Genomic DNA, 16,336 nt, shown 5'->3' with positions numbered 1-16,336 from the left:
CGTGTCCGGGGTGACGTGTCTATGCGAGGCTTAGAAGGCCTCTGCCGGCATTTGCATCAGCACCTCGGCGCCGGTCTTCATCTTGGTCAGATGAGCTTGGGCGTCGGGCAGGATGCGCTCGACGAAGTAGCGGCCGGTCTGCAGCTTGGCAGCATAGTAGGGATCGGCGTCGCCGGCGGCGATCTTGGCTTGAGCCGCCTTGGCCATCTGCGCCCACATATAGGCGAGCGCCGTCAGGCCGAAGATGTGCAGATAGTCGGTCGAGGCGGCGCCGGCGTTGTCCGGGTTGGCCATGCCGTTCTGCATCAGCCACATGGTGCCGTCCTGCAGCTTCTTCTTGGTGTCGGCCAGGCCGTCGACGAAGGGCTTGATGGCCTCGTCTTCGCCGTTCTCGGACACGAAAGCGTCGATGTCGGCGAACCAGCTCATGATAGCGCGGCCGCCGTTGGACGGCAGCTTGCGGCCCACCAGGTCCAGGGCCTGGATGCCGTTGGTGCCTTCATAGATCATGGTGATGCGCGCATCGCGCAGATACTGCGAGGCGGGGAAGTGCTCGGTGTAGCCCGAACCGCCGTGGACCTGCATGGCCAAGCTGGCGACGTGGAAGCCCTTGTCGGTCAGATAGGCTTTCAGCACGGGCGTGATCAGGCCCATGTAGTCCTTGGCCTTGGTCGCGGTGGCCTCGTCCGAGGACTTCTGCAGGTCGGCCTGCAGGGCAGTCCACAGGATGAAGGCGCGACCGCCTTCGACGAAGGCCTTGGACTCCATCAGCATCCGGCGCACGTCGGGGTGGACCATGATCGGGTCGGCCGGGCCGTCCGGGTTCTTGGCGCCGGTCAGGGCGCGGCCTTGCAGGCGGTCGTTGGCGAACTCGACGGCGGCCTGATAGGCGGCGTCGCCGATGGCCAGGCCCTGCAGGCCGGTGCCGAGGCGGGCCTCGTTCATGACCACGAACATGTTGTTCATGCCCCGGCCTTCTTCGCCGATCAGCCAGCCCTTGGCGTTCTCATAGGCCATGACGCAGGTGGCGTTGCCGTGGATGCCCATCTTGTGTTCCAGGCCGGCGCACTGGACGCCGTTGCGTTCGCCGATGGAGCCGTCCTCGTTCACCAGGAACTTCGGCACCACGAAGAGCGACAGGCCCTTGATGCCCGGAACCGCGCCTTCGACGCGGGCCAGCACCGTGTGGATGATGTTGTCGGCGAAGTCGTGCTCGCCGGCCGAGATCCAGATCTTCTGGCCGGTGATGGAATAGGAGCCGTCGCCGTTGGGCACAGCCTTGGTGCGGACCATGCCCAGGTCGGTGCCGCACTGCGGCTCGGTCAGGTTCATGGTGCCGGTCCACTCGCCGGTCGCCATCTTGGGCAGATACTTCTGCTTCAGCTCGTCCGAGGCCGAGGCCTCGATGCCGTGGTAGGCGCCCGCCGTCAGGCCCGGATACATCGAAAACGCCGCCGAGGCCGCCGCCGTGAACTGGCCCACCGCCATCGACATGATCGAGGGCAGGCCCTGGCCGCCGTATTCCGTGCCGAAGGCCAGGCTGGTCCAGCCGGCCTCGACCATTTGCTGATAGGCTTCCTTCCAGCCCTTGGGCGTGGTGACGACGTCGCCGTCGATGGTGCAGCCTTCCTGATCGCCCGCCCGGTTGATCGGCGCGATGACCTCTTCGGCGAACTTGCCGCCTTCCTCGACGATCTGGTCGATCAGGTCGCGCGACAGGTCGGCGTCGGCGAAGTGGTGGGCGTGGCGTTCGACCTCCAGCACGTCGTGCAGGACGAAGGACAGGTCGCGGACAGGCGCCTTGTAGGCCATGATCAGGCTCTCGCTTTGAAGGGCTGGAAGTGGGTGTCGGGGTTGAGCCGTTCGCTCAGCAGGTTGGCGTATTCGTCCGCCCCCGGCAGAAGGTCGGGGCGGTGTTCGCCCAGTTTGGACTCCATCCAGGCGCAGGCTTCCTCAGCCGTCTGGATGGCGCCCTCGATGTCTTCGAGTTGTTGTTTCAGCGCCTCGACCTGGGCGCGGTGACGGCGCAGGGCCACGGCCATCTGATGGACGTTGTGATCCTTGCGGTCATACAGATCCAGCATCTCCTGGATCTCCTGCAGGGTGAAGCCGATGCGGCGACCTCGCAGGATCAGCTTCAATCGGGCGCGGTCGCGGCTGTCATAGACCCGCGTCTGGCCCTTGCGGGCCGGGGTCAGCAGACCCTTGTCCTCATAGAAGCGCAGGGCGCGCGCGGTCGCCCCGAACTCGCGGCACAGGTGCCGGATGGAATAGGTGCGGTGATCGTCAGCGGTCGCCATGCGCCATCCATAACTTGACGCGGACGTAAAGGGAAGCTTCTCGGCGCATCCCTCGACAAGTTGTGAACAGCGGGAGGCTCAAACGCAAATCGGCCGCGGAGAGCTTGCGCCCGCCGCGGCCGATCCGGGGAGGAAACCTGTGTCAGGCGATCAGTGGCGGCGGAACCAGAAGACCGGCGCCGTGATGGCGATCAGGAAGAGGTTGGTCAGGGCCAGGCCGATATCCAGTTCCGTCGCGTGCAGGATCAGCATGATGCTTTGCAGGGCCAGCAGGCCGACGCTCGCCGTCAGCAGTAGGGGGCGGCCGAAGCGCCAGGAGATCAAGGGCGCCAGCATCATGACCGCCAGCACGATCTCGACCACGCCCAGACCGCGCACGAAGCTGACGCTGGCCATGGCGGGCCAATGCATCAGCACGGTCAGGTTCTCCATCGACTCCGTCAGCTTGGCGTAGCCGGCGGCGACAAAGAACATCGCGATCCAGCCCTGGAAGGTCCAGAGCGTCAGGTTCAGGTAGTCGGATTTTGCGCGGGAGTGAGGCGTCAAGGTCGTCGAGGTCATGGCCGAAACCGTTGGGGTTTGATTGGTAACAGTCGCTAGATCAGATTGCGGGGCGTGATCGTCAAGGAAGTGTAACAATCTGTGAACCGGGGTAGGCGCGACCTGCGGCGACGGCGTGGCTGAAACCACAATTCCTCGTAACCCGACGCTGATCGTCAAACGGCATTAGGCCGCTCGAAGTGGCCTGTCAACGGATGATGACATCAGCTGATGACATTGGGCGCAGATGTCACGAAATCCGCTCATCCCCGCGGAAGCGGGGACCCAGGTCTTGGCCAAGGGCATCGCCACCGATTACGGCTGCGGGCTGCGGGCTGCGGGCTGCGCGTGAAGCGCTCACTGGGTCCCCGCCTCCGCGGGGATGAGCGGGACGTGGCGGGCTATAAGGCCCAGGCCTTCCCCGCCGCGTCCAGCCGCGCCAGCTTGGCGTGCAGGGGCGACCAGTCGTCGCCCTGTTCGATGGCCGACCAGAGGGTCTCGACCTCGTCGATCAGCATCTCTTCGGGCTCGGGTGCGGCGAACATCGGATGCTCCAGCCGCTCGGGGCGGTCCGGCTCATGCTCCAGCAGGGCGAAGCGGAAGGCGTCGAAGGCCTCGCCCTGATAGGTCTTGCCGCGCACGCCGCCCAGGGCGCGGGCCGAGGAGCTGAAGCCGCCGAACCAGTCGAAGAAGAGCGGCTCCCAGCGCAGGGCCTCGCCCTTGTCGCGCAGCAGGGCCAGGGTCGCGTCCAGCAGTCTCTGGTCGGCGGCTTCGCCCAGGCTCTTGACGCCGAGACGGTTCAGGAAGGCGGCGCGCAGGTGGCGGATATAGGCGGGGCCGAAACCGTTCAGCGCCTCGGTCAGGGCCGCGACCTGAGGTTCGGCGATCAGCTTCAGGCATCCGGCCAACTGGGTCAGGTTCCAGAACACGGCCTCGGGCTGCCGGGCGAAGGCGTACAGGCCCTGACTGTCGAAATAGGCGGCGGTGAAGGCCGGGTCATAGTGGGGCAGGAAGCGCCACGGGCCGTAGTCGAAGCTCTCGCCCGCCACGTTCAGATTGTCGGTGTTCAACACGCCGTGGACGAAGCCGGCGGAAATCCACTTGGCCGTCAGCCGCGCCGAGGCCTCGACCACGGCGGCGAGGAAGCCGGGCGCATCGCCCGGCGCGACGGACGGATGATAGAGGCTGCGGGCGTGCTCCAGCAGGACCTCGATCTGGTCCTTGCGGCCATAGTAGGCGGCGCGCTGGAAGGTCCCGAACCGAATATGGCTGTGCGACAGCCGCACCATGACGGCGGAACGGGTGGGCGAGGGCTCGTCGCCGCGCTCCAGCGCCTCTCCGGTCTCGATCAGCGACAGGATGCGGCAGGTCGGCACGCCCAGGCTTTCCAGCATGGCGGCGGCCAGCACCTCGCGCATGCCGCCCTTCAGCGTCAGGCGTCCGTCGCCGCGCCGCGACCATGGGGTCTGGCCGGAGCCTTTGGTGCCAAGGTCCAGCAACCTGTTCTGGTCGTCTCGAAGTTGCGCCGCCAGAAACCCGCGACCGTCGCCGATATCGGGGTTGTAGGTGCGGAACTGATGGCCGTGATAGCGCATGGCGATCGGGCCTGGCTGGCCGGGCAGGGGGGCGAAGCGGCCGAAATGGGCGCGCCATTCGTCGTCGCTCAGCGTCTCAAGGCCGACAGTCGCCGCCGCCCGGTCGTTGCGCACGCGCAAGATGGTCTGGGGGAAGTCCGCCGCCTGCACCCGATCGCCGAACTCGGGGCCGAGGTCGAAGAAGCAGGGATCGGGGCGATAGGCGGAGGAGACGGACATGAAGCGGCAGATGCGCGTTCGCGTCGTCTTTCGCAACCGCGAAGCCGGGGTTGAACCTCAGCCCGGCTCGGGTATTTTCCCCCGCAGAGATCAGGTCCCGTTTCGTTTTTGGCGCATCGGGGCCAGGCTGGCGCTCCATCGGGAGCGAATCCGGTCAGGCGTCCGTCGATAACCTGACGCCACGACAGTCCTTTTGATTTCGGAGACCGCCGTGGCCAGAAAATCCACCCTCGCCTTCCTCAAGACCGAAGCCGGCTCGGGCGCCGCCCTGGGGCTTGCCGCCGTCGCCGCTCTGATCGTGGCCAACTCGCCCTGGGCCGGCGACTACTTCGCCTGGCTGAAGAGCGTCCACGTGCTTCAGATCGGCCCGCTGCGGCTGGAAGAGACGATCTCCAACTGGATCAAGGAAGGCCTGATGGCGGTCTTCTTCCTCGTGGTCGGGCTGGAGATCAAATACGAGATTCTCAAGGGCGAACTGAGCAATCCCAAGAAGCTGGCCCTGCCGATCATCGCCGCCGTGGGCGGGATGGCGGTTCCGGGGCTGGTCTATCTGGCCTTCGCCCAGATGTTGGGCGGGCCGGGGCAGGGCTGGCCTATTCCCCTGGCCACCGACATCGCCTTCGCCCTGGCCGTCTTTGCAGTGGTGGGCAAGAAGCTGCCGTCGTCGCTGCGGGTCTTCCTGCTGACCCTGGCCATCGTCGATGACCTGGGGGCCATCGCCCTGATCGCCGTCCTCTTCAGCCAGGGGGTCCAGTGGCTGCCGCTGCTGGGCGTGGCCGGTCTTCTGGCCGCCTTCGCCTTGCTGGGCCGCCGTCGCCTGGCCGGTCCCTTCTGGGTGCTGGGTTTCGGCGCGGTCTGGTATCTGACCGTCCTGTCGGGCCTGTCGACCTCGCTGACGGCGGTGGCCTTCGCCATGATCGTGCCGGTCGAGCCGCGTCGCGAGACCTCGCAAAGCCCGCTGAAAGAGGCGATGCACGACCTGCACCCCTATGTCGCCTTCCTGGTCCTGCCGCTGTTCGCCTTCGCCAAGGCTGGGGTCTCTTTCGCCGGCCTGTCGCTGGAGCAGGCCTTTGCGCCCCTAGTCATCGCCATCGCCCTGGGTCTGTTCGTCGGCAAGCAGGTGGGCGTCTTCGGCGCGGCCTGGCTGGCCGCCAAGCTGAAGATCGGCGACAAGCCCTCGGGCGCCAGCTGGCTTCAGCTCTACGGCGTCAGCCTGTTGTGCGGCATCGGCTTCACCATGAGCCTGTTCATCGGCGTCCTGGCCTTCCCGGGCGCGGTGGATTCGCCCGAGCAGATCGAGGTCAAGCTGGGCGTGATCGGCGGCTCGGTGCTTTCCGCGCTCGCTGCGGCGGTGATTCTCAACCTGGCGGGACGCCGCCAGCAGCAACGCGAAGACGCGGCGGCGGCCAGGAAATTGAAGTAAACGCTGGTAATATTGACCTAGCGTCATCAGTTTTTGTCGCTTTCACGCCACATAAAGAGTGGTGTTGGACGAAATCGCCGTTCCTGCGTCTCACGGCTGCTTGTCGCTGTCCTGACGCTGGCTTACGCCTAGTCATGGAGAATTCACGCCGTTCAATGAGCGTGGATCGACAGGGACAGGAATCGCCACGGTCGCCGCGGGCGACCGGGCCACAGAGCCGGGGAGCCGCTTCATATGCGTTTCAATAATATCCTTCGCTGCACCGCGTCCGCCGCCGTCGTCGGCGTCGTCGCCTTCGGTTTCGCCGGAGGCGCCGCGGCCCAGGAAGGGCCGACCACGGTCGACGACATCATCGTCACCGCCCAGAAGCGCGAGCAGAACCTGCAGGACGTGCCGATCGTGGTCACGACCCTGTCTCAGGAGGCGCTGAACGGCGCCGGGGTGCGCGACATCAAGGATCTGCAGATCCTGACCCCGGGCATGACCGTCACCTCGACCCAGTCTGAAGCCTCGACCACCGCGCGTATCCGCGGCGTCGGCACGGTCGGCGACAACCCCGGCCTGGAAAGCTCGGTCGGCGTGGTCATCGACGGCGTCTATCGCTCGCGCAACGGCGTCGGCTTCGGCGACCTGGGCGAACTGAGCCGCATCGAGGTGCTGAAGGGGCCGCAAGGCACCCTGTTCGGCAAGAACACCTCGGCCGGCGTCATCAACATCATCACCGAGGCCCCATCCTTCACCCCCGGTTTCAACGCCGAGGCCACCTATGGCAACTTCAACGCCTGGGGCATCGCCGGCTCGGTCACCGGGCCGATCACGGATCAGATCGCCGGCCGTCTTTATGTGGCCAAGCGCGAGCGTGACGGCTTCTACGACGTCAATCTGGGCGACGGCCCGCGCACGGAAACCGACGATCAGAATCAGGATTTCTGGACCGCGCGCGGCCAGTTGCTGATCCTGCCGTCGGACGAAGTGTCGATCCGTCTGATCGCCGACTATTCCAAACGCGATGAATACTGCTGCGTCGCCACGCAGATTCGCACCGGGCCGACCTACGCCTTCATCGACGCCCTTTCCACCGGTACAGGCCAGGCGCCGCCCGCTGCGGGCTTTGGCAAGCTGCCCTTCTCGCGGACGGCCTACGCCAACCGCGGCACGGGTCAGGAAATGGAGGACATGGGCCTGTCCGCCGAGGCCAATATCGACATCGCCAAGTGGAACGCGACCCTGACCTCGGTCACCTCGTGGCGTGACTGGTCGACCGTCAACGGCATGGATCTGGACTATACCGGCGCGGACATCCTCTATCGCGCCAACGATGGAAGCTACGGCTTTGAGCTGGACACTCTGACCCAGGAATTCCGTCTGGCGGGCGCGACAGACAAGCTGGACTGGCTGGTCGGCGTCTTCATGACGCGTGAGAACATCTCGCGCGCCGACAGCTATTCCTACGGCGCCGACTACACGCCCTTCCTGTCCTTCCTGCTGACGTCGCAGCTGAACGCCGCCAACCCGGCGATCCCGATCAGCCCCGGCATCATCGGCTGCCTGACGCGTCCTGGAACGACGGCGGCCGGTCTCGGCGGTTGCCTGGTCACCGGCGGCGCCTCGCCCGCAGGCCCGACCCAAGCGACGGGTCCCGGCTTCGGCCTCGGTCTGGGCGTGAGCGATCACTACAGCCAGCGTTCGGACTCGATCGCCCTGTTCACCAACAACACCTGGCACGTCACCGACAAGTTCGATGTGACCCTGGGTCTGCGCTACACGCAGGATAAGAAGCGTCTGCTGGCGGTTCAGGATAATGTCGGGACCAATGGCGCAGCCTGCGGCGGCACCCTGGCCAACCTGACGGCCCTGGCCACGGTGCTCGGCGGCGCCGGCGGCGCGGCGGCGGGCTTGCCGACGGCGCAGCGCATTGCTGGCAACATCTGCCTGCCCTGGGCCAACGCCCTGTATGACAACCGTCGCATCTCGGAAGAAACTGACGACGGTGAGCTGAGCGGGACGATCAAGGCCAGCTATCGCTTCAATGACTCGGTCATGGGCTACGGCTCCTTCGCGCGCGGCTACAAGTCCTTCGGCTATAATCTGGACCGGGTGCAGAACGGCATCACGCCGGTCAATTCGCTGCTCTTCCCGTCGGAAACCGTCGACAGCTACGAGCTGGGTTTGAAGAACACCCTGTTCAATCGCTCGGTCCTGCTGAATCTGACCTACTTCCATCAGACGTTCCAGGACTTCCAGCTCAACACCTTCCTGGGCACGGCCTTCGTGGTCGAATCCATTCCTGAGCTGAAGTCGCAAGGCTTTGACGCCGACTTCGTCTGGTTCACGCCGATCGAGGGGCTGTCCTTCACCAGCGGCCTGACCTACACCGACACCAAGTACGGCGACTTTGTCGCGGGCGACCTGACCAATCCGGGCAACTTCCCTCAGCTGTCTCTGCTGCCGGGCGCGCGGGCGTCCTTCGCGCCGGAATGGTCGGCGACGGGATCTGTGGCCTTCGACCGCTCGATCGGCGCGGGCCTGAAGGTCGGCTTCAACCTGACGGCCAAGTACTCGACCGAGTTCAACACCGGTTCCGACCTGCTGCCCTACAAGATGCAGGACGCCATGACGCTGGTGAACGGTCGCATCACTCTGGGGACGGAAGACGACCGCTGGGCGCTGGACATCTGGGCGCAAAACCTGACCGACGAGGAATACGTCCAGGTTGCGATCAACGCCCCGCTGCAAGGCTCCGCCTTCCAGACGACGGTTCAGCCGAACGGGACCTACTACAACCCGGCGCTGGACACTCAGACCTACGACGCCTTCCTCGGCCAGCCGCGCACCTACGGGGCGACCCTGCGCGTCAAATACTGATCCACCTTCGCCCCAGCGGCGAAGCGGCGAGGCGGTCCGGAGTCATCCGGGCCGCCTTTTTCTTTGGCCGGCGTCCGGGGCTTCGTCTGGGTCCGCGAGAGGGCGGCGTTCGGGCAGCCCAAGAAAAAGCCCCCGGAGATGGCTCTCCGGGGGCGGGGGTCTGGGGTGGCGCGGTCGCCTAGTCGTGCAGGGCGGCGGAGGAGGCTTGCGGCGTCGGTTCATCCGCCATCCGGTGTTGGCCGGCGAAGGCCTTGCCGATGCGGCGGCGGCCCCATGCAGCGATGTCGTCGACGATCGTGAAGATGGCCGGGATGTAGAGCAGCGACAGGAAGGTCGAGGAGATCAGGCCGCCCAGGACCGCGATGGCCATGGGCGAGCGGAACTCGACGTCGGCGCCGATACCCATGGCGACGGGCACCATGCCGGCCCCCATGGCGAAGGTGGTCATCAGGATGGGGCGCGCCCGCTTGTGGGCGGCGTCCATGATGGCCTCGTAGCGGGGCATGCCGTCCTTCTCGGCCATGATGACGTAGTCGACCAGAAGGATGGAGTTCTTGGCCGCGATGCCCATCAGCATCAGCACCCCGATCAGCGAAGAGATCGAGAAGCTGGAGCCGCCGATCAACAGGGCCACGAAAGCGCCGCCGATGGCCAGGGGCAGAGCGGCCATGATGGTGATCGGATAGGCGAAGCTTTTGAACAGCAGGACCAGGACCGCGTACATCAGCAGGATGCCGGTGCCGAAGGCGATGGCGAAGCCCGTGATCATCTCCTGGATGAACTCGGCGTCCCCGGCCGGAACCTGACGCACGCCTTCGGGCAGTTTCTGGACCGAGGGCAGCTTCTGCACCCGCTGGGCGGCGTCGCCGGTGCGGATGCCGTCCAGTTCGGCGGTGATCGAGGCGATGCGCGAGCGGTCCTGACGGCTGACGGTCGCGGGACCGGCGCCGAACTCGATGTCGGCGACGGCGCTGAGCGGCACGGCGGCGCCCGAGGCGGTGGGCACGCGCAGGGTCTCCAGCACGTTCAGGTCCTGACGGGCCGTGTCGGTCAGTTGCAGGCGGATCGGCACCTGACGGTCGCCCAGGTTGTACTTGGGCAGGTTCTGATCGACGTCGCCGAGGGTGGCGACGCGGACGGCCTGAGAGATGGAGCCGGTCGAGACGCCGGCCAGGGCCGCTTCGTCAGGACGCGGCGTGACCAGGATTTCCGGGCGGGCGATGGCGGCGGTGTTGACCACATTGGCCAGGCCGGGAACGCCGCGCATCTCCTCTTCGACCTTGCGCGCCGCGGCGTTCAGGGCGACGGGGTTGTCGCCCAGGATGGCGAAGGTGTAGCGGGTGCCGTCGCTGGGACCGCCGCCCTGCTGGGCGATGCCGGCGCTGATGCGGGCGCCGGGGATGGTCTTCAGCTGGTCGACCATTTCACGGGCGAAGGCCTGCTGACTGAGCTTGCGCTCGCCCTTCTTGACCAGGTCGGCATAGATGTTGGCCTGATTGACGTCCTGGCCCCCGATGGCGGCGTAGACCGAGGTGACCTCGGGCCGCTCCTGAAGCGCGCGGGTGACGCGCTGAACCACGGCGTCGGTTTCACGCAGGGTGGCGCCGGGGGGCAGTTCGATCTGGAAGGCGGCGCGCGACTGATCGCCCGAGGGGCTGAACTCGAACGGCAGCTTGGTGGCCAGGAAGCCCGAGCCGACGAAGATGGCGATCCCCATGGCGAAGACCTTCCAGCGGTTGCCGAGGCACCAGCGCAGGGCGCGCAGATAGCCAGGCATCCACAGGGGGTCCTTGTCCTCATGCTTGGTGTGCTTGAGCAGATAGGCGGCCATCAGCGGGGTCAGGGTCCGCGCCACGATCAGCGAGAAGGCCACGGAGACGCAGGCCGCCAGGGCGAAGGCCTTGAAGAACTGGCCGATGATGCCCGGCATGAAGCCGACGGGGGCGAAGACGGCGATGATGGTCGAGGTGGTGGCCACGACGGCCAGACCGATCTCGTCGGCGGCCTCCATCGAGGCGGCGTAGGGCGGTTTGCCGTCGCGCATGTGCCGCACGATGTTCTCGATCTCGACGATGGCGTCGTCGACCAGAATGCCGATGGTCAGCGACAGGGCCAGCAGGGTCACCACGTTCAGCGACTGGTCCATCGGCCCGAGGATGGCGAAGGCCGGGATCAGCGACATCGGCATGGCCGTGGCCGCGATCAGGGTGGCCCGCCAGTCGCGCAGGAAGATGAAGACCACGATGACGGCCAGAACGGCGCCGAGGATCAGGGCCTCGATCGAGGCGATGTAGCTTTCCTCGATATACTGGACGCTGGAGGTGACCTGTTCGATGGTCAGCTCGGGGTGGGCCTCGTCGATCTTGGCGACCTCTTCGCGAACCTTCTGCGAGACGGTGACTTCGCTGGCCTCGCGCGAACGCAGGAAGTTGAAGGTGACGGCCTCCTGGCCGTTGTAGCGGGCCAGACGGCGCGGCTCGGTCCACTTGTCCTCGACGCGGCCCAGGTCGCCCAGACGCACGCTGCGGCCGTCGCCCAGGGGAATCAGGGTCTGGCGCAGCTGCTCGACCGAGCCGGCCGAGCCCAGGGTGCGGATGGCGCGTTCCGAACCGGCCACGGTGACGCGGCCGCCGGGCAGGTCCGTGTTGACGCTGGTCAGGGCCTGGCTGACCTGGGCAGCGGTGACGCCGTAGGCGGCCAGGCGGTCAGGGTCCAGCTCGACGCGGATCTCGCGGTCGACGCCGCCCGAGCGGTTGACCTCGCCCACGCCGCCCAGGGACAGCAGGGCGCGGCTCATCTCGTTGTCGATGAACCAGCTGATCTGCTCCGGCGTCATCGTAGGCGAGCGGACCACATAGGTGATCAGGGCGTCGCCGGTGATGTCGATGCGCTGGACCGTCGGTTCCTGCATGTCCTGGGGCAGGGTGGCGCGCACGCCGCTCATGGCGTTGCGCACGTCATTGGTGGCGCGTTCGGTGTCGGTGCCCAGCTCGAACTCGATGGTGGTCGAGGAGACCCCGTCCGAGATATTGGAATAGATGTGGCGCACGCCCGACAGGCCGGCGATCGAGTCCTCGATCGGACGGGTGACCTGGACCTCCATCTCGCTCGGCGCCGCGCCCGGACGGGCGGCGGTGACGGCGACCAGGGGGAAGTCGATGTCGGGGTTGTTGTTGATCCGCATCCCCGAGAAGCCGATCACGCCGCTGATCGTCAGCAGGACGAACAGCAGAATGATCGGGATGGGGTTCTTGATGGCCCAGGACGAGATGTTGTTCATGGCCGGGTCTTATTTCTTGGCCGGAGCGGCAGCGGCAGGCGCGGCTGCGGCCTGGCCGGTCGAGACGGTGACCTTGTCGCCCTCGCTGAGGAAGCCGGCGCCCTGGACCACGACGCGGACGCCGGGCTCGACGCCGCTGACCGAGGTCTGATCGTCGCGGCGCGAGAGCACCGTCACCGGGCGGAAGTGGGCCGAGTTGTCGGCGTTGAGCACGTAAACCCCGGCCTTGTTCTCGCGATAGAGGACGGCGCCGGTCGGCACCACGGTCGTCGGCTGGGCCCCGGCGTCGATGGCGGCGCGGGCGAACATGCCCGGCTTCAGGCCGCTGCCCGGCGACAGGGTGATGCGGGCCAGGCCGAGGCGGGTCTGGGCGTCGACCTCGGGCGTGACGATGCGGATGGTGCCGCTGGTCTTGACGCCTTCGTTCGAGGTGATGGTGGCGGTCTGGCCGGCGCGCAGGGCGGGCAGATCGGTCTCGGGCACCTGGGCGTCCAGTTCCAGCCGGCCGTCGCGGACCATGCGGAACAGCTGGGTTCCGGCCTCGACGATCTGACCCTTGGTGACGTTGCGGCTGATGATCAGGCCCGAGACGGGGGCCTTGATCTCGGCCTGGGACAGGCGGGTGCGTATTTCCGAAAGCGCGGCGCGGGCCGAGGCCAGATTGGCCTGGGAGGCGCGCTGGTTGGCCAGGGCCGTGTCCAGCGAGGCCTGGCTGAGGAAGCCGCGTTGCTTCAGCTCCTGGGCGCGGGCCAGCGCCGCGTCGTCGCGGGCGGCGTTGGCCTCTGCGCTCTGGACGGCCGCCTGTTGCTGGCGCAGTTGGGCCTGGAGCAGGGCGTCGTTCAGCTTGACCAGAACCTGGCCCTGACGGACGTAGGATCCTTCATCGACATAGACGCCGACCGCCGTCAGCCCGCCCGTCTCGGCCCCGACCGGCACCTCTTCCCAGGCCGAGACGCTGCCCGAGGCGACGATGACGCGCGGCAGGGCGACCGAGGTCGCCGTGGCCGCCGTGACGGTCTGACGCGAGGCGCCCGCCGGCTGGTCCCCGGTCTTGGACTTGTCGTCTCCGCCGCCGCAGGCGGACAGGGTCAGGGCGGCGGCGGCTGCGAGGAGCAGGGCCGAGGTACGAAGAGTGGTCGCCACGTGCGAGGATCCTTGAAGGGTCGGTGCAGGGAGGCGCGAACCAGTCTGTCCGGCGCCGGACGCGAGTTTGACAGCTACGTTCCATACCGTTTGCGCGAAACGTTCTCAAACCTCGCATGCCACCATTACCGCGAAGTAACCCTCGCCGCCGCGAAGCGATAAAAATGGCGCCGGGTCAGGGTCGGTTGCGCGCGGGCAGGGCGGCCACCTCGGCCTCCGTCAGCTTCTTGACCACCTGGACGCGGCATTGAGCACGGGGTTCCATCCCGCCAGCGACAATGATCCGGGACAGGTCGCCCGTGCACAGGCGATTGATGCCGCTGTTGGGCAGGAAGGCGATGCCGAAGGCGAAGTCGATGTCGGAGCAACCCCCGAAGGTCTGCAACTCGAACACGTCCTTGTTCCGCGCGCGAACATAGAGGGTCTGATTGTCGCCGCGGAAATTATCCACCTGGTTGGCGTAGAAGCACTGCTGGCCCATGGATGATGTCCGGGTGGACTCGGCGCCGGTCATGGGGGCGCAGGCGGAAAGCGCGGTCGCGCCAGCGGCGGCGACGAGTAGCGGGAACATACGCGACATGGGGAAACTCCATTGAGCCTGAACCGCGCTTCTAGAGCGACAAGATGAACCTCGGCGCTAAGCGCCGGAGACAGGCTTTGGTTGCGCCCGGTCCGCCTCAGGGGCGGTCGCGGGCGGCCAGGGCGGCGACCTCGGCCGGGCTCAGGCGCTTGACGACCTGTGCGCGGCAGGGCGCGGGCGCGGACGAGACGGAGAGCATGGTCCAGTCGCCCGCACAGAGGCGCGTCGTATTGTCGGCTACGGCCAGCCGCATCGCGCTGGCCAGATCGCGGCAGTCGCCTGCCGGCTGAAGCTCGAAGACGGCGTTGCCGGTCGTGCGCACGAGGACCGCCTTCGTGTCGGCCACGACGCGGAAGCTCTGCACGTCGTCCGGGAACATGCATTGACGGGCCGGCGTCGCGGCGGCGAGCGGATGCGACGGGGCAGGAGCGCATCCGGCAAGGGCGAGCAAGCCGATCGAGAGCACGAGGGGCGCGCGAAACATCTGATGCTCCTTTGACAATGAGACCCCGGTGTAGGTCAGGACAATCGACGGCGCTAGCCGGCCTGGCTCGCGTCGTCCGTGAACCGTCTCGGCGACAGGCGGCGTTCGGCGGCCTCGGGCAGGGGCGACGGCTGGTTCAGGCACCGCGCCGCCAGGTGCTCGCCCAGCAGGGGCGCGACGCAGAAGCCGCGCGAGCCCAACCCGGTCAGGGCGTAGAGGTTCGGTTGAGAAAGGGGGCCGGCGACGGGCAGACGGTCGGGCGTCGTGGCGCGGACGGCCTTGCGGGTCCGCCCCGCGCCAGCGGCCTCGGCGCGGGCGGCCAGATCGGGCAGGGCGGCGCTCAGGGTCGCGCGATTGCGCGCCGAGGCCTCCGCCGTGGGCGTGGCGTCGGTCTGGCCCCGGTCGTGGGTGGCGCCGAACAGCAGGCCGGTTCCGGTCGGCACGGCGTAGCCGCCCCAGGCGACGGGCGTGGCGGTCGGGCCTTCGACCCAGTCGGCCTGGCCGGCGACGGGGGCGAGGGGGAGCTCGGGCGCGAGCGCGGCGGCGCCCCAGCCGGCGGTCAGAACCACGGCGTCGGCCGTGACGAGCGCTGCGCCCTCGGCGTTGAGCAAGGCCCAGCCCTCGCCCTCGGGGCGGAGGGTTGCGACAGTGGCGGTCAGGCGTTCGGCGCCGCTCAGCCAGGGCTCCAGCACCGCCGACGGGCGCAGGGCCATCGCCCCGCCCATCATCAGGCCGCCGCTCTGGACCGCCTCGCCCAGACGATCGGCGCAGGCCGCGGCGTCCAGGCGGGTCATGGCGGCGGCGGGCCACAGGTCCTGGGCCGCGATCTTGTCGAAGCGGGTCGCGTCGCGCGGAGCCTGCTCCAGTTGCAGCACGCCCTCGGCGATGACGGCGTCGGGCAGAGCGCGGTACAGATGGCGGGCGCGTTCCAGGGCCTGGGCGTGGAAGCCGGCGATCAGGGCGTCACCCGCGTCGAGGCGCGGCGTGACCAGGGCGGCGGGGAAGCCTGAGCCGCCCGCGCCGGGACGCTCGGCCTCGATGACGGTGACACGGGCGCCGCCGACGATCAGGGCGCGGGCGACCGAGGCCCCGGCGATCCCGGCGCCGACGACGGCGACATGGCGTTGCGGGCGGGCGACAGGCGGCGGCGAGGGCAGATGCGCCTCCAGCCGTTCGCGCTTGCGTCCGTGGCCGGGTTTCTTCTCGACGATGAAGCCGTGCTCGGCCAGGCCGCGCCGCACTGCGCCGGCGACGGTGAAGGTGGCGACGCGCGCGCCGGGAGCCGAACGGGCGGCGATCAGGGCCATGATCTCGGGCGACCACATGCCGGGGTTGAGGGCGGGCGAGAAACCGTCGAGGAACCAGGCGTCGGCGGCGCCGGACCATTGTTCCAGCGCCCACTGAACGTCGCCGACGGCCAGGTCGATGCGGGCGTTCCATTGCGGCAGGTCGAGGCGGTGGAAGCCGGGGGTTCCCTCGGGCCAGACGGCGAGGAGGGCGGCGGCGGTCTCGGCCAGTTCGGGCCAGGCGGACAGGGCGCGGGCCGCCTCGTCGCGGGTCAGGGGGAAGCCTTCGATGGAGAAGACGTGCAGTCGGCTGTTCTGGGGGCGGGCGCGGCGCCACAGGTCCAGCAGGGCCACGATGTTCAGGCCGGTGCCGAAGCCCAGTTCGGCGACGGTGAAGTCGGTGCGCTCGGCCCATGCGTCCGGAAGACCGCAGCCGTCGAGGAAGACGGCGCGGGTCTCGGCCAGGCCGTCGTCCTTGGAGAAGTAGACGTCGCCGAACCGGCCGGAGCGGGGCGAGCCGTCCTCGGCCCAGACCAGCTGGGGGGAGGCGTCGTCGGGGGACTGTTCGCGCGGGTCGTCAATCATGGCCGGGCTTTAACCGCCAGTCGCCCGGCTGGATAG

General features: G+C 67.8%; 11 protein-coding genes. 2 read left to right on the top strand and 9 right to left on the bottom strand.

Annotated elements, in window-relative coordinates; all coding sequences use genetic code 11:
* Positions 1-30 precede the first annotated feature (30 nt).
* The 4 genes from HNP51_RS10210 to HNP51_RS10195 form a co-directional block, all read right to left on the bottom strand.
* Positions 31-1,812: an acyl-CoA dehydrogenase C-terminal domain-containing protein gene (locus tag HNP51_RS10210; RefSeq protein WP_184269804.1), complete on the bottom strand. Its 1,782-nt coding sequence runs from the start codon at positions 1,810-1,812 to the stop codon at positions 31-33.
* A gap of 2 nt (positions 1,813-1,814) precedes the next feature.
* Entirely contained in the window at positions 1,815-2,300 is a 486-nt protein-coding gene (locus HNP51_RS10205; protein ID WP_114815827.1) for a MerR family DNA-binding transcriptional regulator, read from the bottom strand.
* Positions 2,301-2,450: 150 nt separating this feature from the next.
* Entirely contained in the window at positions 2,451-2,861 is a 411-nt protein-coding gene (locus HNP51_RS10200) for a DoxX family protein (RefSeq protein ID WP_184269806.1), read from the bottom strand.
* A gap of 380 nt (positions 2,862-3,241) precedes the next feature.
* Positions 3,242-4,654 (bottom strand): protein adenylyltransferase SelO, encoded by a 1,413-nt coding sequence (locus HNP51_RS10195; protein ID WP_184269808.1) that lies wholly within the window; start codon positions 4,652-4,654, stop codon positions 3,242-3,244.
* Positions 4,655-4,865: 211 nt separating this feature from the next.
* On the opposite strand from HNP51_RS10195, the gene nhaA reads away from it, so the two are divergent.
* Both nhaA and HNP51_RS10185 read left to right on the top strand, forming a co-directional pair.
* Positions 4,866-6,077 (top strand): Na+/H+ antiporter NhaA, encoded by a 1,212-nt coding sequence (gene nhaA, locus HNP51_RS10190; RefSeq protein WP_184269810.1) that lies wholly within the window; start codon positions 4,866-4,868, stop codon positions 6,075-6,077.
* A gap of 234 nt (positions 6,078-6,311) precedes the next feature.
* Positions 6,312-8,942, top strand: a complete 2,631-nt coding sequence (locus HNP51_RS10185; protein WP_184269812.1) for a TonB-dependent receptor — start codon at positions 6,312-6,314, stop codon at positions 8,940-8,942.
* A 178-nt stretch (positions 8,943-9,120) separates the two neighbouring features.
* On the opposite strand, the gene HNP51_RS10180 is transcribed toward HNP51_RS10185, so the two are convergent.
* From HNP51_RS10180 to mnmC, 5 genes are all read right to left on the bottom strand, one after another.
* Positions 9,121-12,222, bottom strand: a complete 3,102-nt coding sequence (locus HNP51_RS10180) for an efflux RND transporter permease subunit (RefSeq protein WP_184269814.1) — start codon at positions 12,220-12,222, stop codon at positions 9,121-9,123.
* 9 nt (positions 12,223-12,231) lie between these two features.
* Complete coding sequence (locus HNP51_RS10175) at positions 12,232-13,365, bottom strand: efflux RND transporter periplasmic adaptor subunit (RefSeq protein ID WP_184269816.1); 1,134 nt, start codon at positions 13,363-13,365, stop codon at positions 12,232-12,234.
* Positions 13,366-13,540: 175 nt separating this feature from the next.
* Positions 13,541-13,945: a DUF6491 family protein gene (locus HNP51_RS10170; protein WP_184269818.1), complete on the bottom strand. Its 405-nt coding sequence runs from the start codon at positions 13,943-13,945 to the stop codon at positions 13,541-13,543.
* Between the two features lie 97 nt (positions 13,946-14,042).
* Positions 14,043-14,429 (bottom strand): DUF6491 family protein, encoded by a 387-nt coding sequence (locus HNP51_RS10165; RefSeq protein WP_184269820.1) that lies wholly within the window; start codon positions 14,427-14,429, stop codon positions 14,043-14,045.
* Positions 14,430-14,482: 53 nt separating this feature from the next.
* On the bottom strand, positions 14,483-16,300 hold the full coding sequence (gene mnmC, locus HNP51_RS10160) for an FAD-dependent 5-carboxymethylaminomethyl-2-thiouridine(34) oxidoreductase MnmC (protein ID WP_184269822.1): 1,818 nt from the start codon (positions 16,298-16,300) through the stop codon (positions 14,483-14,485).
* Between the last annotated feature and the right edge of the window lie 36 nt (positions 16,301-16,336).

The organism is Brevundimonas bullata (assembly GCF_014207965.1).
GTDB classification, from domain to species: Bacteria; Pseudomonadota; Alphaproteobacteria; order Caulobacterales; family Caulobacteraceae; genus Brevundimonas; species Brevundimonas bullata_A.
This window is presented reverse-complemented; position numbering and strand designations above follow the sequence as displayed.